Annotated in this window: 21 protein-coding genes; 2 read left to right on the forward strand and 19 right to left on the reverse strand. The window is 53.5% G+C overall.

From position 1 onward, the window contains the following. Positions 1-21 precede the first annotated feature (21 nt). The 5 genes from fliT to ACYCFC_RS09525 form a co-directional block, all read right to left on the reverse strand. Entirely contained in the window at positions 22-309 is a 288-nt protein-coding gene (gene fliT, locus ACYCFC_RS09505) for a flagellar protein FliT (RefSeq protein ID WP_459653797.1), read from the reverse strand. 66 nt (positions 310-375) lie between these two features. Continuing rightward, on the reverse strand, positions 376-756 hold the full coding sequence (gene fliS / locus ACYCFC_RS09510; RefSeq protein WP_181086490.1) for a flagellar export chaperone FliS: 381 nt from the start codon (positions 754-756) through the stop codon (positions 376-378). A gap of 607 nt (positions 757-1363) precedes the next feature. Then, a complete protein-coding gene (gene fliD, locus ACYCFC_RS09515) occupies positions 1364-2749 on the reverse strand; it encodes a flagellar filament capping protein FliD (protein ID WP_181086489.1) in 1386 nt (461 codons plus the stop codon). Positions 2750-2815: 66 nt separating this feature from the next. Further along, positions 2816-3229, reverse strand: coding sequence for a flagellar protein FlaG (locus ACYCFC_RS09520; protein WP_459653798.1), 414 nt, complete (start codon positions 3227-3229; stop codon positions 2816-2818). A gap of 35 nt (positions 3230-3264) precedes the next feature. Next, a complete protein-coding gene (locus tag ACYCFC_RS09525; RefSeq protein WP_459653799.1) occupies positions 3265-4446 on the reverse strand; it encodes a flagellin in 1182 nt (393 codons plus the stop codon). A gap of 586 nt (positions 4447-5032) precedes the next feature. On the opposite strand from ACYCFC_RS09525, the gene ACYCFC_RS09530 reads away from it, so the two are divergent. Beyond that, positions 5033-6580, forward strand: coding sequence for a Fic family protein (locus tag ACYCFC_RS09530; RefSeq protein WP_459653800.1), 1548 nt, complete (start codon positions 5033-5035; stop codon positions 6578-6580). 74 nt (positions 6581-6654) lie between these two features. Next, entirely contained in the window at positions 6655-7149 is a 495-nt protein-coding gene (locus ACYCFC_RS09535; RefSeq protein WP_459653801.1) for a hypothetical protein, read from the forward strand. 144 nt (positions 7150-7293) lie between these two features. On the opposite strand, the gene ACYCFC_RS09540 is transcribed toward ACYCFC_RS09535, so the two are convergent. From ACYCFC_RS09540 to ACYCFC_RS09605, 14 genes are all read right to left on the reverse strand, one after another. After that, positions 7294-7812 (reverse strand): RES family NAD+ phosphorylase, encoded by a 519-nt coding sequence (locus tag ACYCFC_RS09540; protein ID WP_459653802.1) that lies wholly within the window; start codon positions 7810-7812, stop codon positions 7294-7296. Then, positions 7809-8180 carry an MbcA/ParS/Xre antitoxin family protein gene (locus ACYCFC_RS09545; RefSeq protein ID WP_459653803.1) on the reverse strand — a complete coding sequence of 124 codons (372 nt, stop codon included), beginning with the start codon at positions 8178-8180 and terminating at the stop codon, positions 7809-7811. Before ACYCFC_RS09545 ends, ACYCFC_RS09540 begins: the two co-directional genes overlap by 4 nt. Before the next feature lie 271 nt (positions 8181-8451). Then, entirely contained in the window at positions 8452-11943 is a 3492-nt protein-coding gene (locus tag ACYCFC_RS09550; RefSeq protein ID WP_459653973.1) for a glycosyltransferase, read from the reverse strand. Positions 11944-11987: 44 nt separating this feature from the next. Continuing rightward, positions 11988-13274 (reverse strand): CDP-glycerol glycerophosphotransferase family protein, encoded by a 1287-nt coding sequence (locus ACYCFC_RS09555; RefSeq protein WP_459653804.1) that lies wholly within the window; start codon positions 13272-13274, stop codon positions 11988-11990. Next, positions 13271-14542, reverse strand: coding sequence for an ATP-grasp domain-containing protein (locus ACYCFC_RS09560; protein WP_459653805.1), 1272 nt, complete (start codon positions 14540-14542; stop codon positions 13271-13273). Before ACYCFC_RS09560 ends, ACYCFC_RS09555 begins: the two co-directional genes overlap by 4 nt. Then, a complete protein-coding gene (locus ACYCFC_RS09565; RefSeq protein WP_459653806.1) occupies positions 14539-15222 on the reverse strand; it encodes a WbqC family protein in 684 nt (227 codons plus the stop codon). Before ACYCFC_RS09565 ends, ACYCFC_RS09560 begins: the two co-directional genes overlap by 4 nt. Positions 15223-15233: 11 nt before the next feature. Then, entirely contained in the window at positions 15234-16349 is a 1116-nt protein-coding gene (locus ACYCFC_RS09570; protein WP_459653807.1) for a DegT/DnrJ/EryC1/StrS family aminotransferase, read from the reverse strand. A gap of 9 nt (positions 16350-16358) precedes the next feature. Beyond that, entirely contained in the window at positions 16359-17996 is a 1638-nt protein-coding gene (locus ACYCFC_RS09575; RefSeq protein ID WP_459653808.1) for a hypothetical protein, read from the reverse strand. A 10-nt stretch (positions 17997-18006) separates the two neighbouring features. Continuing rightward, a complete protein-coding gene (locus ACYCFC_RS09580; RefSeq protein WP_459653809.1) occupies positions 18007-19305 on the reverse strand; it encodes an RraA family protein in 1299 nt (432 codons plus the stop codon). Between the two features lie 51 nt (positions 19306-19356). Continuing rightward, positions 19357-19815: an adenylyltransferase/cytidyltransferase family protein gene (locus ACYCFC_RS09585; protein ID WP_459653810.1), complete on the reverse strand. Its 459-nt coding sequence runs from the start codon at positions 19813-19815 to the stop codon at positions 19357-19359. Positions 19816-19846: 31 nt separating this feature from the next. Beyond that, positions 19847-20542: a TylF/MycF/NovP-related O-methyltransferase gene (locus tag ACYCFC_RS09590; protein WP_459653811.1), complete on the reverse strand. Its 696-nt coding sequence runs from the start codon at positions 20540-20542 to the stop codon at positions 19847-19849. A gap of 93 nt (positions 20543-20635) precedes the next feature. Continuing rightward, entirely contained in the window at positions 20636-21862 is a 1227-nt protein-coding gene (locus ACYCFC_RS09595; protein WP_459653812.1) for a cytidylyltransferase domain-containing protein, read from the reverse strand. Positions 21863-21865: 3 nt separating this feature from the next. After that, a complete protein-coding gene (locus tag ACYCFC_RS09600) occupies positions 21866-22759 on the reverse strand; it encodes an N-acetylneuraminate synthase family protein (protein ID WP_459653813.1) in 894 nt (297 codons plus the stop codon). A gap of 21 nt (positions 22760-22780) precedes the next feature. Further along, positions 22781-23950: a polysaccharide pyruvyl transferase family protein gene (locus tag ACYCFC_RS09605; RefSeq protein ID WP_459653814.1), complete on the reverse strand. Its 1170-nt coding sequence runs from the start codon at positions 23948-23950 to the stop codon at positions 22781-22783. Positions 23951-23954: the final 4 nt, after the last annotated feature.

Consider the following 23954-nt stretch of genomic DNA (forward strand, 5'->3'; position numbering starts at 1 on the left):
GGACGATAGTTTCGGCAGCCTTCAGCCAAGGCTCTCGTATGCCCGATTGACCTGCTTTGACTGATTGAGCCTGGTCAGATCGGCGGCGATTCTTTCACGCTCTTCCCGAGCTGCGTGCTGCAGCTCGGCATAGAGTTTCGACAGGGCCTCGACCTGCTCGCGCAGTGCAGGGTCGCCATTGTCACCTACTTCGCCAACCAGCTCGCGGCACTGCACATCCAGCGCGCCTATCGCTTCCCAGTCCAGCTGAGCCAGCGCTTCACGCAAATCTGCCTGGAGCGCTTCAAGTGACTGAATAATGGGTTGCATACGTGCCTTCCGAGAGTCCAACAGTTGACGATGCGCTCGTCATTAACAGGTCGCTGATACCCAGCCCTACTGGGCGATACCGTCCCAGCCGGCTTTGACTTCGCGCAACAACCCGGCTACCTCATCGAGAATTGTCGAATCGTTTTTCAGGTTCGCTTCGAGCAAGCGAGCAGTCATGTAAGCGTAGAGGTTATCCAGATTAGCCGCCACTTCGCCGCCCGCCTCCTGGTTCAGGGCCTCACGCAGCCCTCCAACGATATCCACTGCTTTGCCGATCAGTGTGCCCTTCAGCGCCACATCGCCCCGCTCCATCGCGCCACGCGCCTGGGCAAGACGAGTAAGGCCACCCTCCATCAACATCTGAATGAGACGGTGCGGGCTCGCATCCACAAGCTGCGCATTGGTATTGACCGATTGATACTGCTTCATGGCTGCCATTGCATACATGGGAATTGCGCTCCATTTGTGGCGGGAATAACCCTTTATCGGCATGCCTCACCGTAGCTTTAACGGGGCGGTCAATAAAGTTCCGGAGCAGGTTTCACGCTACAGACATGCTGGGCTCTTGCCTTCGTGGGAGCGGGCCATGCCCGCGAAGTGATTCCGTATCGAAGTATGGGCTTTTGTTCGCGAGCATGGCTCGCTCCTACAAAACGCGTAGGGTGGATGTCGCTTTTTACATCCACCGCGACTCCGCCTCGGTGGATCGGTAAAGCGTGATCCACCCTACCGGGCTGCCACAGGATCGGTATGCACGCGGCCATCGTGGGAGGGGCCTTGGCCGCGAATGGAGCCACGCCGATGCTCGGGCATCGATTCGCGGACAAGTCCGCTCCCACAAAAGCAGGATTGCTCCACCAACACGTAACGGGGACATAGCCGAATGAATTCGGCCCTACAGAAAACCCGAAGATTGCGCGGCGACAATAAAAAGCCCAAGCACCCAGTGGCCTCCGCTTGCACAGGATGTGCGGTGTGCGCAGGGCTTCGTGGGAACGGTCCAGCTCGCGCCTACAAGGGCAAGAGCGGCGCTACGCCTTACGGTCGAGAGCGCTTATTTACTGCTCTTCTTGACCACGCCTGGCAGGCTGGAAAGAGTAGATTCCAACCAACTGCTGGTATTGGAAAGCTGCGCGACCATGCTGTCCATGGCGTTGAATTGGGAATAGAGACGAGCAGTCATCGACTCGATCCGCAGCGTCAGCTTCTCGCGCTGGGCAGCGATATCGGATTTGGTTGCCTCCAGGCCGGAAACCCGCTGCGCCAGAATACCCCCGGTCTGATTGAAACCATCGACCCGATTATTCAGACGGCTCATCAACCCTGCTTCACCGGTAAAGAAGCTCCCGACGGCATCGAAATTATTCTCGAGCGCAGTCTTCAACTTCTTGTCATCGATCGCCAGCGTACCATCCTTCTGGGTGGTGATGCCGAGATCGGACAAAATCCGCACGCCGCCATTCTCCCCTCCAACCGAAATCAGCTCGTTCTGGATGCCGGAAAGTATGCTGCGAACGCTGGAGTCACCCACCAGCCCCCCAGTCGACGGTATACCGTCCTCACCGATCTTGGTCACCCTGGTCAGCGAGTTGGTTGTCTTGATCAGATTGTTGTAGGCATCGACGAACTTCTTGATGTTGGCGGTCACACCATCCTTGTCCTGTGCAACCGTGACCTTAATCGTCTTTTTATCATCCGCCGCAACCAGATTCAGCGTCACGTCGGGAATGGCGTTTTCAATCTTGTTGGCCGCGCTTTGCATCGCCAAACCGTCAATGCTGAATTTGGCGTTCTGCGCGCGCTCCAGCACATGAGCCGACCCTTCAGATGTATCAATGTCCAGTTCTTCCAGCCCTTCGCTGGCGCTGATGGAAACGTCCTTGCCCACCCCCGTATTGGTGGAAGACATCACCAGACGCGTCTCCCCCGAACTGGGATCGGTCAGCAGATTGGCGGTAACGCCCGAATCCTTGAGCGCCGCATTCAGCGCATCCTTCACTTGCGTCAGCGAAGCACCTTCGCCGATTGCAACATCAATGCCTTGTCCGTCACCCACCTTGACCGTCAAAGTGCCGGCGGCGGACGTTTCGAAATCACTGGCCAGCGCGGAAGTAGCCGTTTTGCTACCTGTGGCCAACTGTTCGATCTTGACGTTGTAGGTGCCCGACTGGGCAGTCTTGCTGGCCGTAGCGGTCAGCAGATCGGTATTGGACGATTTGGCGGAACGGTTCTCGAACAGTTTGATGTCGTTCAGATCCTTGAGCGCCGTCTGGAAGCTGCTCAAGGCCGTACGCAGCGTACCCAATGCGGAAATCTTGGTGGTGTTGGCAGTCTCCAGGCGGGCCAACTGCGCCTCTTTTGGCGCCTTCTCCGCTGCAACCAAAGCACCGACCATCGCATCGATGTCCATGCCTGAGCCAATACCTGTGATACCTGCCATTTCCATCACCTCGTCATAGGGTTGACGTTTTAAAGCCAAAGCCCAGCAACAGCAAGAATCGCGCCGCTACGCTTGGGCCTTGAACAACAGACTGCGTGCCTCTTCCAGGTTTTCGGCCAGACGCAGCGCTTCTTCAGTGGGAATTTGCCGCACCACCTCGCCCGTAGAACGATCCGTCACCTTGACGACCATCTTGCCACTGGAATCATCCAGATCGAAACTCAGATCACGGCGAATGGTCTGTACGAAATCCTTGATGCTCGCAACGGCTTCACCAAGCGATTCGACGCTAACCGCCTGCTGCTGTTCGGCTGAAGCAGCATTACCGGCAACCGCGGAATCGCTCTGCCTGCCCGTAACACCTCGCGGCGCCTCCTGCTGCCCCTGCGCCTGTGCCGTTTGGGTCGGTAGCCGGGTTGAAATCGCAATATCCATTTTTATCACCTCGCAACGGCAAAACGGGAGGAAGCGCTCAAGCACTTCCTCCCGCAGTTATTGCAGACCTACCTGTTCGCTTACTGCAGGAGGCTGAGCACCGCCTGCGGCAGCTGGTTGGCCTGGGCCAGAATCGCCGTACCGGCCTGCTGCAGGATCTGGTTCTTGCTCAGCGCAGCAGTTTCAGCGGCGTAGTCGGTATCCTGGATACGACCTTTCGCTGCCGAGACGTTTTCGCCGATGTTCTGCAGGTTGGCAATGGTGTTCTCGAAGCGGTTCTGCACCGCACCGAGCTCGGCACGCTGTGAGTCGATGGACTTGATCGCCTCGTCGATCGCCAATACGGCAATCTGAGCCCCCTGAGCAGTCGTCAGATTGATTTCCTTTATCGTAGTCTGAGTACCGTCAACCGGGTCAGTCGCGGTACCCGCTGTAACCGTTGCAGCTCCGGTAGTGGTAACGGTCACACCGCTTACTGCTGCTTGAGTAGCATCTGCATCGCTGCCTTTGGAGACAATAGTTATCTCGCCAGCATCACTGACGAAAGCACCCACGCCCGAGTTGGTATCGTTGATTGCCGCAGCAATCTTCTGATTGACGTCTTTGGCAGTATCACCGGCCTTCAAATTGGCATCTACACTATACGTTTTACCGTTGACCGAGAACCCTACCGTGACTGAACCACTTGCAGCCAGTTTCCCGCCTGTATCGCTAATCGTCGCAGCTTCGAGCGTCGTTTCGAAGTGCGTGGCCTCAAGCGATTTAGAACTCATCTCGCCGATGGATACACTGATCATCTCGTTGGCAGCCGCACCGACCTGGAAGCTGGCAGTTCCGAAGTCGCCATTGAGCAACTGACGACCACCGAAAGTAGTAGTGTTGCTGATACGATCCAGCTCTTTCTTCAACTGGGTGACTTCATCGTTAAGTGCGGTACGCTCAGAGTCGCTGTTGGAGCCGTTGGCCGCCTGCAGGGACAGGTCACGCATACGCTGCAGGATATTGGTGGACTGCTGCAGAGCGCCTTCAGCGGTCTGCGCCATGGAAATACCATCGTTGGAGTTCTTCACCGCAACATTCAGGCCGCTGATCTGGCTACCCAGGCGGTTGGATATCTGCAGGCCGGCGGCATCGTCCTTGGCGCTGTTGATACGGCTACCGGTGGACAGGCGCTGCATGGTGGTCTGCAGTGCACTGGAAGAATTGCTGAGGTTGCGCTGAGTGTTCAGGGAAGCAACGTTAGTATTGACGGTCAAAGCCATGATGTGTGTCCTCCATCGGACCTAGCTTGTTTGCCTGAGTGTGCGACCTTGGGGAGGGAACTTACCCAGGCACCCATAAAGTTCGCATTCAATCTCTATTTCGGCGCTGACCTCGAAAGCTTTAGGGGAGTGGCGAGAAAAATTTTCCTGCTCGCTTGACTTCCCCATGACTGCCGGCCATGCATACAGCATTTCGGCAGGCATGCAGAAAACCTGAGCGGTGGGCTTGAGCTACACAGGCATTGCACCGACCTTGTGGGAGCGAATTCATTCGCGAGCTTTTCATGGCGCCCCGCCTAAAAGCTCGTGGACAAGTCCACTCCCACGATGGCCCGGTACAGTGTCTGGTCCCCCTGTAGGCAATTTCAGTTGCGAATAAAACCGGCGCCAGGGCTGAAACAGGCCACATTTCACATGCCTTCGTGCTGCTGACCTGGCAAGCAAAGGCTTCGTGGCTCAAGCCACACACAAAAGCAGGATTACCCCACCAGCACGCAACAGGGCATGACCTAAATTTTGTATACCCAGATTCCAATATTTCAAATAATGTTCGTCCTGTTCAAATAATCCTGTCCTGGAGCAGCGGATGAAGAGCCAGCTCGTCGGCTACGCCTTTCTGGTCGAGGCCATGAAACTGAAGGTCTTCTCAATCCGCTGCCCCGCGGTGATCAGGCCCGTCACGCGGATCGAGCTGCTGGGCGGCGAACTCGCGGTGCCCCAGCGCCTTGCGCCACCATCAGGCGACTACTGCGCCCATATCCTGTTCGCACTCAAGCATGAAGGAGTCAACCTGGGCGTGCTGGCCCAGGCGCTGCCGCGCATCCCAGCCGATGCCATGCTGACCGAGCTGCGCAAGGCACCTGGCGGTGCCTATATCCGCAAGGCCTGCTTTCTCTGGGAAGCATTCAACGGAACCCGCCTGCAGCACGACGCCAGCCCGCGGGGTGCCACGACGCCGCTGTTCGATCCGATTCGCTACATCACCGGTCCTACACGGCGCGATGCCCGCTGGCGGGTGGACTTCAATGGCCTCGGCACACTCCGCTACTGCGCCACGGTGAAGCGGACACCCGAGATCGAGGCGCTGCTGGCGCTGGACATTCTCGGCAAGTCTCGGGACTTCATCGGCGCCCTGCCCACGGGCATGATGGACAGGACCCTGAGTTGGGCCTATCTGCACGAAACCCACGACTCGTTCGCCATCGAACGAGAAGCGCCCAGTGCCGACAAGGCCGAGCGCTTCGTCCAGCTCCTGAAGCAGGCCCATGAGCGCCAGCCCCTGAGCGAGGTCTATCTGGTCGCCCTGCAGAACGGCACGATCAGCAATCCGTTCGACCGGGCGGCAGCCTTCCGCCACGAACAGAACCACTTGAACAACGGCCTGCGCGGCGCAGCGGGTGTGACCTACGTTCCACCGCCTGCCGAACTCTGCCGGGAGCTGATGGAAGAGCTGATGCGCTTCGCCAATGAAGCGCCCTTGCAGATCGACCCACTGGTCGCCGCCGGCATCACCGCCTTCGGCTTCGTCTTCCTGCACCCGTTCATGGACGGTAACGGTCGCCTGTCCCGCTTTCTGATCCACCAGGCACTATGCCGAAGCGGTGCCATGAGCCACGGCCTGCTGTTGCCCGTGTCGGTCGCGATGAAGCGCGAGGAACAGCGGTATCTCGACGCCCTGCAAAGCTTTTCGCGACCAGCCCGCGAGTTCTGGCGAGTGCTCTGGCTCGATGCAGACAACCTGAGCTTCGAGTTCACCGGGGCTGAGGGCATCTATCGCTACTGGGATGCCACCGCATGCGTGGCTTTCACCTTGGAAATGGCCAGGCAGGCGTTGGAAGTCGAACTGCATGAGGAAACCGAATTCCTCCAAGTCTACGACCGGGTATTCAAAGCCGTCGACGCACGCTACGACGTACGTGGCAGCGACCTGACGCAACTGGTAATGATGTGCCTGAGCAACAACGGCAGTGTCTCGCGCAACCGCCGCAAGCAGTTCCAGTACAGCGTGCCGCAGGAAGTGTTCGACTTCATCGAGGACCGAGCACGGGAGGTGCTGGCCGAGCAAGCGGCGGAGAGGCCGAGTCCGCCTGCGTCATCAGCAATCCATCGAAGGTTGGTGCGTGTGAGAAGCTGAATCAGCATTGAAATTGTTTTGCTACTACGCTGCTTTGTGTGGCCATCGTCACTCAATAGCACAAGGAGCAAGTCATGAAAAAAATCATCTGGATGCTGCTCTTGGTTCCACTGACTGGATGCTTTCACCATACAGCCAAGGAGAACGTGAACACGAAAACAGACGCTTCATCAATTGACCTAGTCGAAGCGATGCGGCAGGTGGGAAAAGGGCTGACCGAGATGCGCAATGCTCAAGGTGGCGTGAAAACCGGACTTATAGCTGATACAGCGACTGTGACGTTCAATATTTCGGCAGACAGTAGCTATGGCGGCAAACTGAAAGTGGATCTATCAGCCCCGATTATCAGCGAGGGGGCTGGAATTGGTGGAGAGGTTAATTCTCAGCAAGAATCGAAAAGGTCTAATTCGGTGACAGTCACATTCAAGAACATACTGACAATACCGAAAGACACCGTGGGGCATGCGTTAGCAACATCTACTGCCACGAGCAAGGAGAAAAATGGACTCTTAAAAGCCATGGAAGAAATGGACATCCAAATACAAAAGCAGATTGGCGCTGACCGCTGAGGCGTTCGTGAAGAAGAAAGCTCTCCCGCGAGGGGCTTTGTGTTTGGCTATATCCCCGTTACGTGTTGGTGGAGTAATCCTGCTTTTGTGGGAGCGGATTTATCCGCGAATTTCGCGGCTGAAGCCACACAGAAGAAGGCTTACTCAGAGCTGAGCGAGCCTATGCAACGCCCCATCCGGGTCGTAAACGCGCAATTGCGCCGGTGGTCTGGCCGAACTGCTGTAGATCACCAGGTTGGTCCCCCCTGGCCGCGCCTGGGAGGGAAACAGGATGCCGTCCAGACCGACCGCCACCACGTCGTCGGCCATATACCAGGTCGGCGGCTCGACGTACCTGCCGAACCATTCCGCCCGCCAGTCCACTGCGAAATCGGCCCACAGCGATGACCAGTGCTCGGGATCGAAACCAGCGCTCAAATCGGCCACGCGCAGCCCACTGACGAAGAAGGTGCAGATCGTACCTGGGCGCAGCCATGAATTGTCCTGCTTGTACTCCGCCAGCGCCGTCGCCTCATCCAGCGATAGGTACAGCGCCTCCTGCTTGGGGCGATTGAAACGGCCACCCTGGCGCGCCGCGCCCATACCGGATAACGGCGAGCTGGCGTAGGCCGGCACGATGACCCGGTAACAGGCCTCGTCCGCACCAAGGGTTCTCGAAATCATCCAGCAGCACCGCCAGCGAGGGACTCCAGATAGGCGATCACCGCATCGGCCCGCCCTTCTTGAATCAAGTCATCGGCAGTCTTGTAGCCGAAGGCCCGCAGCGGCTCATTGCGGAGCAGGAAGGCAGCCCGCTCCAGGTTTCCAGTCATCTCGGTGGCAACGGCCAGCACCTTCACCATCTCCTGCAGGTACTTCTGCAACTGCGGGGCCTGGGGCCGGGCAGTCGGGGTGTTGCGATGCACATGAGCGCGCTCGGCCAGCTCCTGTACCCGAAAGCCGAAGAAGTCACCTACCTTGGCCGGCGACAAGTATGGGGTATTGGGTTCGCGAAACCGCTCAACGAAGGGTTCTTGCAGGACGGTATTCATGATGTATCACCTGGCACAAAGAGCACGCACTTATTTTGCACTCAAAATACTCTTTATACAAACGATGCTACGGCTGAAAGGAGGACAGTCAACTCATAAAAATCCTCACGCTTGTAAGGATTGCGCAAGAAAACAATCTGACCGCCTCGTAATCCACACGATCTTGAGGATTCATTTTTACCCTGGACGATGGGATAGACCTGCTCCTTCATCCTCAAACGCCATATCAATTAGCAAACCCATATGGCGTTTTCTTCAGCGAGACCTCAGCTCAATCCGGCAACCACGCCTTGCGCCACGCCTCGAGGTTTTCACCCTCAAGCATCCAGCCGTTCAGTACAGCGGTGCGTAGTTCATCCCCCGCCCTGGCGGCGGCATCGAGGTCGTTAATATGCGCCCGGATCGCTTCCACCCAATCCTTGAAGCGGTTCTTGACCCGGGTGACCGGCAAGCCATCACTCTGAAAACAGCGCACATCGCTGCAGATCACCGGGAAACCACAGGCGCCGTATTCCAAAAGGCGCAGATTACTCTTGCATTCGTTGAACAGGTTCTGCTCCAACGGCGCAAGGGCCAAATCCAGATTCAGACTGGCCAGCGCCGATGGGTATTGATGGATGAACACACCCGCGTGGAATTCATGGATGTAGGGTCGAAGCTTGTCCGGGCACATACCCAGGAACACCCACTCGACCTCATCAGCCAGCTCCTTGACCACATCGGCAATCAACTCCAGATCGCCCGTGTGACCTGCCCCTCCAGCCCAGCCGACACGGGGCTTCGTACCCACGCGGCGCTCACTCTGCAAGCCCTTCCACCAACCGGCAGGCAGGCGGTTCTCGATCACCCGGATATCGCCATGCAGCCCGGAGAAGGCCTCGGCCAGCGGCTGGGTGGATACCACGAAACGATCGACATACCCCAGCCCTCGCCGCAAGCTGCGGAGAATATCCTTGGGCATATGCAGACGGTGGATGCTTTTGATCGGCAGGTTCGGCAGGTAATCGTCCAGCTCGAAAACCTTGAAGGCCCCAGAGAACGCCTGCATCCGGCGCATCTTTTCCAGTTGCTCATCGAGCACCGCTCGCTGCAACACAACGACATCCGGCGCATAACGGGCCAACTCTGCAGGCGACAGCAGGCCCGTCGAGAGATGCCCCTCGATCAATCCGGCATCTCGCATGGCGTTGAACGGCTGGATCATCCGGTAATGGCCACACCCTTGTCGATCCGCGTGATGGCCCAGTACGACCGGCAAAGGCCGCCAGGATTGCAAGGGCTGCCAGGACAATTGCGGATCGGCCAGCTTGAAGCCCTGCTCGACCTGCAAACTGAAACCAGGGTTATAGGCCGGGTCGCGCGCGATAACAGGCAACCAGCGCTCATACATCGCATCGTCTTCCGCCACCGTCGGCGCAACTTCTGCAGGTGCAACCATCAGCAACTGTACCCGTGGCGTCCAGACATTCAGATAGCCTGCCTGTTGCAGCCGTAGGCAGAGGTCCACATCCGCCCAGCGTGCCAGCAGAGGCGCTTCGTCGAAACCACCGACCTGCTGGAAAACCTCGCGATGAATCATCAGGCACTCACCACTGAGGGCCGAATAGTTCTGTTCGACCTGTAAACGCTGCATATAGCCGGGATCGTCGAACGAGGCACCCTCGAAGGCACGCCCTGCTGGCCCACAAAGACCGAGCAAAAATCCGGCGTGGCGCACCTTGCCATCCGCCGAGAGCAGCTTGCCGCCCACGGCACCGACTTCCGAACGCTGGCCGTGATTGAGCAATTGCTGCAACCAGTCCTTGTCCATGACCCCTGCGCCATCGCCCAACCACAGGAGAAAATCCCCCCTCGCCTGTTGGGCTGCCTGATTGCACAGGGCAGAACGCGACAAGGCGGAGTCGAAGCGCAACACCCGCAGTTGATCCGCTCCCATTGCCTCCACACCCGCCAGCCACTCGCGCATCTCCGGAGCTTGGTTGCCATGATCGAGCAACAACACTTCGTAATTGGTGTACCCGGTATGCTCCAGCAGGGTTTCCATACAGCGCTGTATCTGCGGCAAACGATCCTGGACTACGATCAGGATGCTCACCGAGCCCAACTGTGCATGCCCGTAGTCCAGCTCGTAACGCCCCGGAAGACGACTGCCCACTCGGGCCTGCTGATAACCACGAGCCTGCAGATGGCGCTCGATCACCGCTCGCTCCTGCAGACTATCCCGTAGCGCGAAGGCGTCACTGGCCAGAAGAGGCTCACTGATATGGCCGATACAAGCCAGGCCATGGCGCTCGATCAGGCGTAACTGATAGTCCAGCTCGAACGCCTCGCCACACTCCGCTGCAAAACCGCCTTGCTCCAACAGAACGTCACGCCGCAGCAGCCAGTGCCGGGAAAGCCCCGCCGGGAAGCTGAGCAACAAGTCCAGGTTCAGATCCGGGCGCAGGGCAATCCCGTGCTCACCATCCTCCAGGCGCATCAGCTCATCGGCATACACCGCCAGGCAGGAGTCTGGCGCGCCTAGCAAATCCAGCGCGGCAATAAGCAGGCCGCTGGTAGTAAATTCAACCCCCGCCTCCACGCTCAGCAGCCAATCAGCCATGCTGGAGACAGCCGCCGCATTGAGTGCCGCCACCTCCTGGCCATCGGCAAGCGGCAACACTTCGGCCCGCCCTTCGACGCCCGGCAAAGCCAATGGCGAGAGCACCCGAACGTCCAGATTGCGGTATCGGTTCTTGTTTTCCAGGCTGAGCAGCGTCCGCTCGACCGCCTCCACCTCGCCTTTGCCATCGAGCACCACTACCGCAATACGCGGTCCGCCAGCATTGGCTTGCAGACGCTGGTCGATCAGCCCCTGCTGTACATCCCTGGGCCACCGCTCGCCCAGCCAGGCAGACAACGGCACACTGCCCAGGCCTCCAGCTCGCTGAATGGCTGCGAGCACATTGACTGACTTGAATACCCGCGCTTTGAGCTGCGTGATCGGAGCCACTCGCACAAAACGGTTGTCCTCGTCGGCGCGATACCAGCCCAGATCGCGAATGGCCTGGCGGAAATCAGCGTGGCCTTTTTCGCCGATACCTGGCTGGTCGCGGCCTTGTTGGCTGAATTGCTCCTCTGAAACCCTGAAATCGGATAGGGCCTCGCAGCGCATGGCCAGATTTCCACTACGCAACAACTTGGCATAGATGGCCAGATCACCAACCCACTTTACTCTCACATCATTCAATGTGCTTAGCTGTTTGCCCATAGGCAATACATCGGCACGCCTACACATAACAGAGCTGGGCTCGCCAATGAAGTTGATCGTATGGTCGACCAAGAATGAAACGAGTTGCTCACCATCGATCAGTACATCAGTGTCAAAAGGATAGGCTGTGGCATATATGTCAAGAATAGGAACACCTTGAGCATCGATACGCCGGCGTCGGGAGCTGGCAAGCGAAACATCAGGATCACCTTGCATAAGTTCCAGCAACGACGCTATACAGTTCGGTTGAAGCACATCATCATCATAGAGGAACTTTATATATTCCCCTGTAGCCACCCGAATGCAGCGGGCCAGATTCTTTATCTCATTCAGACGCTTCGGGTTGTGTTTATATTTAACTTTGAAATCCGCACGCTCGGCAAAACGCTTCACAACCTGGCGCACATCATCGTCGCGGCAATCATCACAGATCACCAGCTCCAATGGGCGATAGGTCTGGCGTAGCACACTTTCCAGAGCCTCTTCCAGATAGGTAGCCTTGTAGGCTGGCATCACCACGCTAACCAGGGGCCTGACTTCATTCGTTTGGATCACTGTCATTCCTCGTACGTATTCAGCATGCGCAATCTCTCGACGACTCGCTGAGCGTTTTGATCATCCAGATGGTTGAAAAAGAACTTCTTGCAGATTTGGTAACGCTCGCAAGATACCTGATCCCCCTCGACCAACTCTTTCTCCAGCGCTAGCATTAACGCTTCAAAATCGGTCACGACCGGTCCGGGAAATACGATATCCATGTCATACAACAAGCCATTTTGCTTGCTGCGATAGTGTTCCAGATCATAGGCAAAGCTGATCACCGGCCTATCAAGATAAAGCGCATCGATATACACCGACGAGTAGTCGGTCAATACAAGGTCCGCTTCTCGCAATACCGGTGCGATTTCACTGATCACGGCATGTCCCAGGTCGATGATCGATTCATCATCGACATAACGCTCCAGATTGAATAGCTGATCGCCTTTTCGGAAATAGTGCATACGAAAGCCCAGGACGGCACCATTCCGGCGTAGCAGCTCCTTGAGTCGCCTCACTTGCTCTTCACTGAATTGGTAGCATCCCGCTCCTGGCAAATCAGTCTCGCGAAATGTTGGTGCATAAACCACCAAACGTTTGTTTTTCTTCAGCCGACGAATATGTTCGACTTCTTCATGAAGAAAATGCGGTAGCGTCCGCTCCGGCATACGGAGGAAATCGTTGCGTGGTAGCCCGGTGATCCAGATCCGCTCGTAATCGATGGGGTGAAAAATTGCCGCCATCGCATAGCTATCAATATCGGAGGAAGCGATCAGACCGTGGTAATGGCGCCGCTCCTTGCGGCGGAATGCAACCCTGTCAGCTCGCTGGCGTTGTTCAGGATTGGCCAGAGCGAACAGTCGTTTCAAGGGTATGCCATGCCAGAGATTGATCAGAATGCGCCGCCGCAGGCTGGGCTTGACCACACTGAAAGAGCCGTTTGGCCAGCGCCAGGACATATCCAGCGCAATGGCATTGGTCAGCAGGTAAACCCCACAGCGCGCTAACTCAGCCAGGCCGCGCAGGCTCTGCACATCGACCACCTCGGTATTGCAAGCGCCCTCGATCCGCAGATCGGCATGCAGATCACGTGTGAAAACCCGTTTATGGATATTCGGATCGGCCTTTACCGCCTCGAACAGCGCGCGTGAATTTTCCACGAACTGGCTCGCTTTGAGCGGATGAACGAAGAAGGCCCAGTGCTGACGGTTTTTCGGTGCCAGACAGTCATAGACACGCCATAGCGGCAGGATCAGCCAGTGCGCCAGCCATTTGTGCCGAATCGGCAAGTGCCACACCCTCTTCATTGAAACAGCAACTCCAGCGCATCCACGTCAAACACCGGGATAGCGCAACTACGCGACACCTCCAGACGCTCGGGAAAATGGTTGTCAATGAAGATGGCCGCACCCTGGATGACTGAGGACTTCGACTCGCCGAAGCGCAGATGAATGATCTCATCGAACAGTTCTGCTGCAATCCGAGCGCCTGCCAGGGTGGTACGCACGTCACCCTCATGCCGTGTCACCAATACCAGGCGCTTCCCCATCTCGAGCAGCCGATAAACGAAACGCATCGCCTGGGGATTGGCCCGTCCATCGCAAACCAGGGTGTCGTCGAAATCCAGATAGGCCGTATCGAAAGCGTAGTCCAGCACCGCGACACTCTTCAGGCGACGCTCGATCAAGGTGATCCTGGCATCGTCCAGCACCTTGAGATCACGGCCCATAAAGTCCTGCACCGCCATCAATGGCAAATTGACCCCTGCCACCCGCTGCGCAACGGAACTGCTGGACAGTCGGCAGCTGATCTCCAACAACTTCCAGTGCCCCTCGGCATCCCGTTTAACCTGGAAAAACCAGGGGCCGCGCAAGGTCAGGCGCTCATTGATCCGATCGGCAATATGACGGATAGCTTCCTCGACGGTACGCCGCTGCGAACGCATGGCAATCCCCCCCAGAACGCGCTCACGACTACGCGGACCGATATGGAGCAACTGCCCGCGCCAGTCGCTGAAACAGTCCACCGTCAGTTCCTCTCCCGGCAGGTATTCGCAGATCAGCGGCTGCTCCATATGCGTCAATGCCGCCTCAGCCTGAACACGATCCGCTACAAGCATCACCCCTTGCCCCCCCTGCCCCTGATCGGGCTTGATCAGGACCGGCCAGGTGGCTACCTGATCAAGACTGGCAAAACACCTGGGCACCCAGAACTCACCCTCGAACAGGTTATAAGTAGCGGACTTGCTGCGCGCAATACGAGTGGCCTGTGGATCACCATTGACCAGATGCACTCCCCAACGGGCAACATGCATCGCCAGATAGTCCATTACCGAGTCATGGGTGGCGAATATCAGATCGATGCCCCACTCCGCCAGCAATTCGCCAAAGCGAAGGTCGAAAGCTGCCTCGGCGATATTGGGTACTTCGGCGTAACGGGCAAAGGCCAGGCGTCCATGATCCTCTCGACTGGAAGCACCATGTAAACGCACATGCACGGACAGGCCAAGCGCCTGGGCAATCTCCAGGCCGATTTCGGAGCCACAGGGAAAGACCAGGACATTGACCCGACTCATGCGGCCTCCAGTAAATCGTAGTCCCGCAGCATAGCCAGCACCTGTTCGGGGGCATTGTTCATCAACACATCGATGATGGATAAACCGGGTACGAAAGACCTGCCACCACGCTGGGCATAAACAGGAAAGTGATTTTGCAAAAAGCGCAGGCGAACGCCACAGATTGCAAAGTCCTCACTGTCATACAAGCCTTGTCCACCTGCCGCATTGTGATAAGTATCTGCAGAAAAATGCCGGCAAAGATCGAGAATACGCTGCTGTCCGCCTACACCCTCATTCGGTAAGGATGACGCCAGGGAACAGGAAAAAGGCAGTTGCAAATAATCGAACACAGCCTGTATCGAAGCCGCATTTTTTTGCGCCACATTCTGTTCGGGAGCCAGACAGACCGATTCGACCAGCGTGAATACAGGCTCGAAAAAGGGTGCTTTGGAATAGGCATGGCGCAACTGCGTAAGGAAAGTATCGAACTCGCCAGTAAAATAATGCTCATTGATTCGCCGGTTCTGGCTGATACGCCCAACCGGAATGCTGAACGCAAACGGCTGGCCATCCAGCAGAATGCGATTGCGGTTGATGAAGCCCTTCTTGATAAAGGCCACGTCGTCCAGAAATACGAAGTGATCGACACCGCTCGCCAACTGGAAATAACCCAGGTATGGGAACAGGTAAGGTTGCATCACCGCAAGAATCACCGCGTCCCCGACTCAATGATCAGGTTGCAGATGGTCTCGACATCCTCATCGGCCAGATCAGGGTAGATCGGCAGGCAAATCACCTTGCTGGCAACCGAACGCGCCACCGGCAGATTCGCCGGCTCAGCCGAAGGCAAAGCACGGTACATGGGGAAATCGCTGATCAGCGGATAAAAATAACGACGCGCCAGAATGTTATTTTCGCGCAAACGCTGATACAGCTCATCGCGCGCCAAGGGGAACTCAGGCTCGACCAATATCGGGAAATAGGCATGGTTGGTGTGCTCATAAGCCAGGCTCTCCACGCACCGCACCCCCGACAACCCATCGAGCAGGACTCGGTATAGCCGGTCAATTTCACGACGACGAGCCAGCGCCTGATCGATATGCTGCAACTGCAACAAACCGAATGCCGCGCTGACCTCGTTCATCTTTCCGTTGATTCCCGGCGCAATCACGGTGGTTTCGTTGACGAAGCCAAAGTTCTTCAGATGACCGATGCGCCGATAGGTTTTCGCATCCGGACAGATGATGGCGCCGCCCTCGAAGGTATTGAACACCTTGGTGGCGTGGAAGCTGAGCACGCTCAGGTCGCCATGGCGCAGAATGCTGCCGCCCTCGTCCCGCACGCCGAAGGCATGAGCTGCATCGTAGATCACACGCAGGTTGTAGATTTCCGCAATTCGTTCGATAGCCGCGATATCACAGGGATTGCCATAACAGTGCACCGGCATGATCGCCGTGGTGGAAGGTGTGATGGCCGCTTCAATCTTTAACGGATCGAGATTGAGAGTCGCTGGATCAATATCAACAAACACCGGCTTGATGCCATTCCACAGCAACGAATGAGCGGTAGCAACGAATGAGTAAGGGGTGGTAATGACCTCGCCGGTAATGCGTAGTGACTGCAAGGCAGTAACCAACGCCAGAGTGCCATTGGCGAACAAAGCGATGTGTTCGAGCCCCAGATAGTCGCACAACGCTTGCTCCAGTTGCTGATGCATCGCACCGCCGTTGGTAAGAATGCGGCTCGTCCAGATCTGCTCAAGATAGGGGATGAACTCCTCTAGTGGCGGGAGCAGTGGGCTGGTGACGGTTATATCTTTCTTCATCAAGATATCTTATTTAGAATACTGACTATGAGCTTTCATCAATTCAGAAAAATATTGATCAGGGGAAAGTCTTAATATTTTCCCAAGCTCATCATCTACCTGAACCAAGCCATGTTCAACCACCTTTTTAGTAAAAATAAAATTACTGAACGGGTCATGCATGGAAAAATCAGGAAATAAATTCATCTGAGAAGACCTATAGCCCCCAGAAAAATTAAGGTTTAGAAAGAAATTGACATTAAACACCTTGACCATCTGGGGAAAAAATCGCAACACATCCATCAGCACACGCTGGATAGCATTGGGGCTGCCAAACAGGAAAGGACAACTATCAAACCGCCAAACCGCCAATCGAGTTCTAACAGGAGTCTTCAACTCAGAAAGCCAGCTATATGTAGATATGCTGACTTCATCCACAACCACAAAACCCAGCTTGTTCATTGTATCAAAATAATCTACGTCACATTCTCGAGCAAGATTTTTATATATATAATAACTTACGTCAGTACGAGTACCAAATTTTTCCGCATCCAACATCAACGACTGGCGATGATTAAATCTTATTACAACATCAAATTCGTCAATCTCTGCTCCGTTCAGTAAACCCACATCAACCGGCCCAACAATAGCTACTCGCTTACCCTTAATGTAGTCCCCAAAAGCCTCATCAACTACACTATTTATCCAGGGCTGGTTTCGCCGGGGCGTGACACTTCCCGAATATAATCCACCAAGCGAGACAACCTTGCTTGCAACTTCATGGTCGACTACACCTTTCTCTAATGCCACCTTAGCAAATTCAGATATATCAGATTTATTCGAAAATTCACACTCATAAGCGATCCGGTAGAATAATTCCACATCTCTCAAGTCGTCTCGATTGTCATGAATTTCCGCTGGTAACTTCTGAATGAAAGCCGTTCGCAGAAAGTAATAAAGTTCTGCATAGCCAAACATCAAAAAAAATCTTGATAGAAAAGCCAGGTACCCACCAGGCAATTTGGAAATTTCTGCGATATAGAACATTGCCCTATTTGCTAACTCATCTACGGGCACAGCAATCAAATCCTGCTCTATATCAGCAAGAGGAAAATCTACTAACTTTAAAAACTCAATAACTGGAGAAAGAACGGCAAGAAAATCGTCACAAGCATCTTCATGCCATGTAAGAGAAATCACCTCATCAAGCCCTGCAGCTTGACGGGAAAACAAATTTGCATTCTTGAAATAAGCCCAATAAGTAAGAACGCTAATCTTTTCATTATCACTGGAACACACAGAGACATTCGACATCAAAAAAGCATGCCAACGAAAATAACTGGAAGAATATAGCCAGCAATCAGGCTTAAGCGCATTTGCCTCGCCTAACAAATTCATCGTCTCTCTCCAGCAACCAGCCTCATAGGCCAGCATTGCTTCTCGAAACGAAGAGCGTGACAAAAAACTTTTATCATCAGGATAAAAGGCATACCCGCGATTTACAATATCTACGTGTACGGCCCAATCTTTCAGAACCTCACAGCAACGGGCATATGCATGATAATCCTCTCGCTCAGCAAGCCCGCCAGCGGCATCTAGCTCCGCCCAGAGCAAACCTGCCTCCCTCCAATGGTGCCGGCACATCAACTCGATAGCCATACTCTTCATAGAGGCACCTTTAAAAAAAACCGTACTTCTCAGTTAGCACATCAACATCAACCCCCATTGCGATCTCATTCAGTATCTTTTTCTCACTTGCCGCCCTATTATAAACCGCCTCAATAACTTTACTTTCAATTTTCTTAGGGATAACTATGACACCTTCATTATCTGCAAAAACCAAATCGCCAACGACAACCCGAACCCCTGACATCTGTATTGGCTCATTAATTGAATCAACGGTTGCACGTCTCCTTACATCTTGGCAAGTGTATCCTGTAGAAAAAACAGGATATCCCAGAGTCAAGACTTCATTACCATCCCTAGTCTTTCCGCCAACTATCGTTCCTATAGCACCAGCTCGCAAAGCCAGATTAGCATTTAGCTCACCAAAATAAGCATATTCACCCATGCAATTTTCAACCATGATAATGTCATTAGGAACGACAGTATCATAGGAACGCAAGGCAGAATAAATACCTTTGAAGTCCTCTCCGGGACGTAGCTCACGCAGCTTTAAGGTTTTGGCACGCCCCAGAAGCTTTCCACCAGAGATATTAGGAGTTAACCCAGAGATAATTTGCCCGCAATACCCAAGGTCATCAAGGATATCCGACAATATAGGCGACGTCATAAAACTTTTTATATTGTTAAGTAGACGTCTATCACGCTCCCTCAATCCAGCAGCTAGTAGGTTAGCCATCTCAAAATCATCAGGATAGTTCACATCAAATGCATCTTGCACCGAAGCATTGATGAGATATGGCTTATCACCAATACGCCTCCCAGTACGCAGAGCCGCATCCCGCTTCACAACATACAACCCCATCGTCTCAACGATAGCATCAGACAAGTCTACGCTATTTGGAATATTATTTATGTCATACTTAGGCCCCTGTTCATCCCAAGCATATTGTTTCTCACGCCGGACCAAAACTGCAGAGTCGAAAATATCCGACTCACGCAATGCATCCACACCCTCCTTTATCTTGAGCGGACTAATAAAAGGACTAGTACCCAAAACCTGTATATATATATCGGCCTCCACATGGGAAACCTCATTCATAAATAACTTATTTCCATCAGTAGCATTAGAAGCTAGACTGACATCTCTCCGCAAAATTTTTGCTCCCGAATGAGCCGCGAGAGATATAATATCCTCACTCTCCGTATCGAGATACACCTCATCAATAAAATCACATGATATTAATTTCTCTAAAGTATGTAAAAAAAGAGGCTTTCCATCCAGCAGTTTAGTGTTTTTATTCTCAACTCTTGAACTACTACCTTTTGCAGGAACAAAAGCAACAACCTTCATATCCACCTCGCAATCGTAAAACAGCTATCGCCAAACCTTGGCGCGCCTGATTCAATTCAGCCCACGATGAATGGCTCTTAATAACTCTAAAGCATTTACAACATCAATTTCACTAGAAACAAACTTATCAAGCGTCCCTCGCAGCTCTGTAGAAGATACTCCAAGAGTCCTGTCTAGATAGACCACCTCGCATAAATCGCCCAAGTAGTCGAACTCGCCTCTCCAATCACTGCCCATTACAAAAACATCAACTTTGTGCCGGCAAATATCTTCTACTTTTTGTTCCCAAGAACTTTCAGGAATTACCAGATCCACATACTTCAACGCCTCGACGATCTCATGACGCTCGGCATAGGGCATTAGCGCCTGCTTTCCCTTCAGAGCATTAAACTCATCGGTGGATACCCCGACGATTACCCGATCCGCCAGCTCACGCATACGCTTGAACAGGCGTAGATGCCCGATATGGAACATATCGAAGGTGCCGTAGGTAATAATGGTTCTGGGCAAGTCAGCCTCCATCAATTTCACCAATGAGAAATTAGATCGTTGGTTTAACGTAATAAGGGCTACCTTTAATACTCTCCCGAAGCTCCCCGATCCTGTCACCTAAAAACTCATAGACAGCTTTCCGGGCACCAGGAAAACGCTCATCGGCATCGGCTTCTATCTTAAAATCATCGAAAACGATAATACCGCCAGGTACCACCTGATCATATAGATAGTCCAAAGCATTTTTATAAGGCTCGTAGAGGTCACAGTCAATGTTCAACAGTGCTATTCCCCCTCCCTGATACCCAGGCAGTGTTTCTTTCAAATATCCTTTAACCAAATGAATTTTCGTAAGATTCGCACTAGCTTCTTGGAGCACTCGCCCAATGAATTCCGGAGTATAGTCGTAAGCGCCCGATGGTGAACTCGCCCATTCGCCTTTGCGAGGCTTGCGCCAAGAATCATCTTGTAAGCTCGGACTATCGAATCCGGCAAAGCTGTCAAAAGCCCAGATATCTCGCTGACCTCCTTCAGCCTGTTCATACAAAGCATTAAGTGCTGCAATAATCAAGAGTGAACGCCCGCGCCCAACACCACACTCAACAATAGCTCCTGGAACATTACTCACCAACTTAAAGAAGAAATTCCAATACAACACCCTTCCAACAGCCGATGTGTCCAATACATGAAAACGCTCATCCACATCAGTCGGGTGCGGTCGGTCAAAATCACTTATACGTTTCATAACTCTCCTTGCCGAAGCTCATCCTGGTGCTCCAGTACTCCTTTACGAAGCACCTGCTGGAGTTCACGGCGTATAAACAGTTCTGGCTCATCGCTATTCCCTCTTGTCACCCAGATACCAGTCCGCCACTTGGCGGATGGCGCCATGACCGCCGGCCTGCTCGGTCAGCAAGTCGGCGGTACGCAGCACTTCAGGGTGAGCATCGCTGGGAGCAATGGCCAGCCCCACCCGACGCAAGCATTCCAGATCATTCAGGTCATTACCCATGTAGGCTATCTGATCCCATTGCAGCCCTCGCTCGATCAGTACGGACTGTAATGCATCCAGCTTGTCACCTTGTCCAGGTAAACACTCCAGCCGCAGCTTCCGACAGCGCTGGGCCACCACCGAACTGGTTTCAGTAGAAAGCACCAACATTTCCAACCCGGCTTTTTTCAGATAATCCAATCCCAGACTATCAGACCGGCTACAGCACACCGACTCTTCACCAGTGCTGCTGACATACACTCGGTTGTCGGTAAACACACCATCAAAGTCGAACACCAATAGTTTCATCTTGCGCAGCCTGCTCACTGCGCAAGATTGCGGTTCACGCATGGACAAAGCACTCATGCATGCCTCGATTAGGGAAACATCTTCTGGCTCATCCAATTGCAGTGACTGCACGGCGTTCATAGGATACACCGTCACTTTTCCACCCATTCGGCTGCGTTGCCTGCGTAATATATCCGGGCGCATGACGTAGATACTGCCGTTTTCCAGGTATTCGATCGGGTAGTCCTGACGCATCGGACGCGCACCGGGCTGGAAGTTGACGGGAACGACTCCATCACCGCCGCTATACCGCCAACGCCCGGTGAAGTGCTCTGAACAGACACTGAAGCATGAATCGGCCTGCTCGTTCAGAAGCCGTTCAACGGCACCATCCACATCTCGCGCATGACGAATCGGAGAAGTGGCCTGCAGAAACACAAGTAATTCAGGATTACAGCCCTGCTGCTGCAACTGTTCCAACGCATGCAACAATGCAGACTCCGAAGACGCCTTGTCCCCGCTGATCTCTACCGGACGCATGAGGACATCGGCCCCATGCTGGCGAGACACCTCGGCTATTTCGTCATCATCTGTGCTGACGATCACCCGTGTTACATGCCTTGCATTACGGGCTGCCCAAATACTCCAGGCCACCAGAGGATGCCCGCAGAGCCGCAGCAGATTCTTGCGTGGGATTCCCTTGGAGCCGCCACGGGCAGGGATAATTGCAACCACCTCGCCGGCATCAACCACATGCGTAGCAGTATGCGCAGAACGGTCGTCCATTCCTTACTCCCAATAGCGCAGCTTCTTGGCAACCTTTTCTTCTTCTTCGGTCACTCTCTTCACGCCATCGCCCAAGATCAATGGCAAGAACTCAACGTAGGTCTGCATTTTCTTCAGGCCGATACGTTCCAGCGAGGCAGACTGATCCGTACCATACATCTTACGATCCAAGGTAATATGACGCTCTAGAGCAACAGCTCCCAGCAAGGTAGCGAAGTTCACCACGTTAGCCATAACAGTTTCATGGCCGCTATATCCCACCGGCAGACCGTAACGCTCACGTAAGGAATTGATCACTAGTAGATTAAGTCTCTCAACCGGCGCGGGATACTCGGAAACCGAGTGCATTAGCACGATGGGACATTGATGTTTGGCAAAAATCTCCACCGCTTTATCAATCTGCTCATAGGTGGACATACCCGTAGAAACGAAGGTGGGCTTACCTTCGCCAGCTATCTCCTCAATGAAAGGCAGATGGGTCAGCATTGCCGAGGCCACTTTATTGTAAGGAAGGTCGTACTTCCGTAGAAATTTCAGACTTTCAATATCCCAAGCGGATGCAAACCAGCCAATCCCCTTACTTTTACAGTAACCATTGATCTCATTGTATGCCTCCTCGTCAAACTCAAGACCTTCCTTCTGTTCACGTTGCGTATCACCCCACGGGCTTTGACGCGGCTGCTCTAGTTGCTCCTGTGTATAGACAACATCAATAGTACGCTTTTGAAATTTTACATAGTCGCAGCCAGCATCGGCGGCCATATCAATCAACTGTTTGGCAATTTCAATAGAGCCGTTATGATTAATGCCAATTTCCGCAATCACAATAGGTCGCCGCACGATCGGCCAAGGTGAAGTCTGGATATACTCGAAATCAAATCCACGAACACTATTCATAAACGCTCCAACGCAACTCAATTAATTTGACCAGCTTGCATACCATGATGAAAAATCCCTATGAAAATCCCTTAACTCCTTCCGCCGCTGCGACAATCGCTGAACAGTCACTTTATTACCTTGCTCACGACGGTTCAGAACGCGCTCCGCACATTCCATTAGGCGAGCCTGCCAGCCGGGTGTTAGGGAAATACAATCATCCAATAACTGCATATCCTCAAACAAACCATTAACCTTATGGTGCGTTGCAATTCCTATCACAGGCGTACCCTGCCCCAATGGCACGACGCAGGAATGAAAACGCATACCAATAACCAGGTCAGCCTTCTGGTAAATATCGAAAACCTCATGCCAACCCGGACTTCCATTGACATATGGCGCCACACTTACTTGCTTTCGCCTATACTCATCGGGCATTTTTTCCAAGACCTTAGAAATTATACCCATATCTGAATAAATATGAGGGACAAAGACCAACCTAACCGTAGTCCCTCTACTCAACAACCCGCTTGCCACATCAGCTATGCCCTGAACGAACTCATCCTGAGTTGACAAGAAATTTCCAGAAATATCAAATCGACAGTCCGGCATATCACCAGCAAGATTCACAGCAATTAGGGATTCCCCAAGAAAAAAATTCGCATTACCACTTGGCTGAATTTTACAAAACAACCCACCATCGGCAATAACTCTCATAGGCTCTATATATTTCACCCCAACAGCCTGACTCAATATTTTCTGGCTTCCATCATTCCTCAAAGATAACAAAAAGTTTTTTTGATATGCGACATCTATGAAGCGTCTAAATTTCAGCATAGCCGCTTCATCTACTCCTCGACTCGCATCGCAGCCTAGGCCATAGAATGCAACGGGACGCTCAATACGCTTCAACAACTCAGGAGAAAAATCAAAACATGTCCCTGTAGCAGTATCTGCACGCCATAACTGATAACCACCAAGCCCACCAAAAATTGCAAGATCGAAGGTATTCAAATAATCAATGAATTCTTCATCAAAATACCGCCGCCCCCAGTGAAAGAATTCACGAATTTCCAGAGGCGTATAGATAAATTCCACTGAGCAATCTTCAGCACGAGTCCGGTAGGCACCATCGTGCATGGCACTATCGCCGAGATTTCCCTGGAAAGAGGCCACATGCAAGACTTTAACTACGTTACCTTCATGATCCACATGC

The sequence above is a fragment of the Stutzerimonas sp. NM35 genome (assembly GCF_054604355.1).

Bases quoted from the DNA above. Each gene is read 5' to 3' on its own strand.
- fliT (WP_459653797.1), bottom strand. From the start codon at position 309: ATGCAACCCATTATTCAGTCACTTGAAGCGCTCCAGGCAGATTTGCGT.
- fliS (WP_181086490.1), bottom strand. From the start codon at position 756: ATGTATGCAATGGCAGCCATGAAGCAGTATCAATCGGTCAATACCAAT.
- fliD (WP_181086489.1), bottom strand. From the start codon at position 2,749: ATGGCAGGTATCACAGGTATTGGCTCAGGCATGGACATCGATGCGATG.
- ACYCFC_RS09525 (WP_459653799.1), bottom strand. From the start codon at position 4,446: ATGGCTTTGACCGTCAATACTAACGTTGCTTCCCTGAACACTCAGCGC.
- ACYCFC_RS09530 (WP_459653800.1), top strand. From the start codon at position 5,033: ATGAAGAGCCAGCTCGTCGGCTACGCCTTTCTGGTCGAGGCCATGAAA.
- ACYCFC_RS09535 (WP_459653801.1), top strand. From the start codon at position 6,655: ATGAAAAAAATCATCTGGATGCTGCTCTTGGTTCCACTGACTGGATGC.
- ACYCFC_RS09540 (WP_459653802.1), bottom strand. From the start codon at position 7,812: ATGATTTCGAGAACCCTTGGTGCGGACGAGGCCTGTTACCGGGTCATC.
- ACYCFC_RS09545 (WP_459653803.1), bottom strand. From the start codon at position 8,180: ATGAATACCGTCCTGCAAGAACCCTTCGTTGAGCGGTTTCGCGAACCC.
- ACYCFC_RS09550 (WP_459653973.1), bottom strand. From the start codon at position 11,943: ATGCCAGCCTACAAGGCTACCTATCTGGAAGAGGCTCTGGAAAGTGTG.
- ACYCFC_RS09555 (WP_459653804.1), bottom strand. From the start codon at position 13,274: ATGAAGAGGGTGTGGCACTTGCCGATTCGGCACAAATGGCTGGCGCAC.
- ACYCFC_RS09560 (WP_459653805.1), bottom strand. From the start codon at position 14,542: ATGAGTCGGGTCAATGTCCTGGTCTTTCCCTGTGGCTCCGAAATCGGC.
- ACYCFC_RS09565 (WP_459653806.1), bottom strand. From the start codon at position 15,222: ATGCAACCTTACCTGTTCCCATACCTGGGTTATTTCCAGTTGGCGAGC.
- ACYCFC_RS09570 (WP_459653807.1), bottom strand. From the start codon at position 16,349: ATGAAGAAAGATATAACCGTCACCAGCCCACTGCTCCCGCCACTAGAG.
- ACYCFC_RS09575 (WP_459653808.1), bottom strand. From the start codon at position 17,996: ATGAAGAGTATGGCTATCGAGTTGATGTGCCGGCACCATTGGAGGGAG.
- ACYCFC_RS09580 (WP_459653809.1), bottom strand. From the start codon at position 19,305: ATGAAGGTTGTTGCTTTTGTTCCTGCAAAAGGTAGTAGTTCAAGAGTT.
- ACYCFC_RS09590 (WP_459653811.1), bottom strand. From the start codon at position 20,542: ATGAAACGTATAAGTGATTTTGACCGACCGCACCCGACTGATGTGGAT.
- ACYCFC_RS09595 (WP_459653812.1), bottom strand. From the start codon at position 21,862: ATGGACGACCGTTCTGCGCATACTGCTACGCATGTGGTTGATGCCGGC.
- ACYCFC_RS09600 (WP_459653813.1), bottom strand. From the start codon at position 22,759: ATGAATAGTGTTCGTGGATTTGATTTCGAGTATATCCAGACTTCACCT.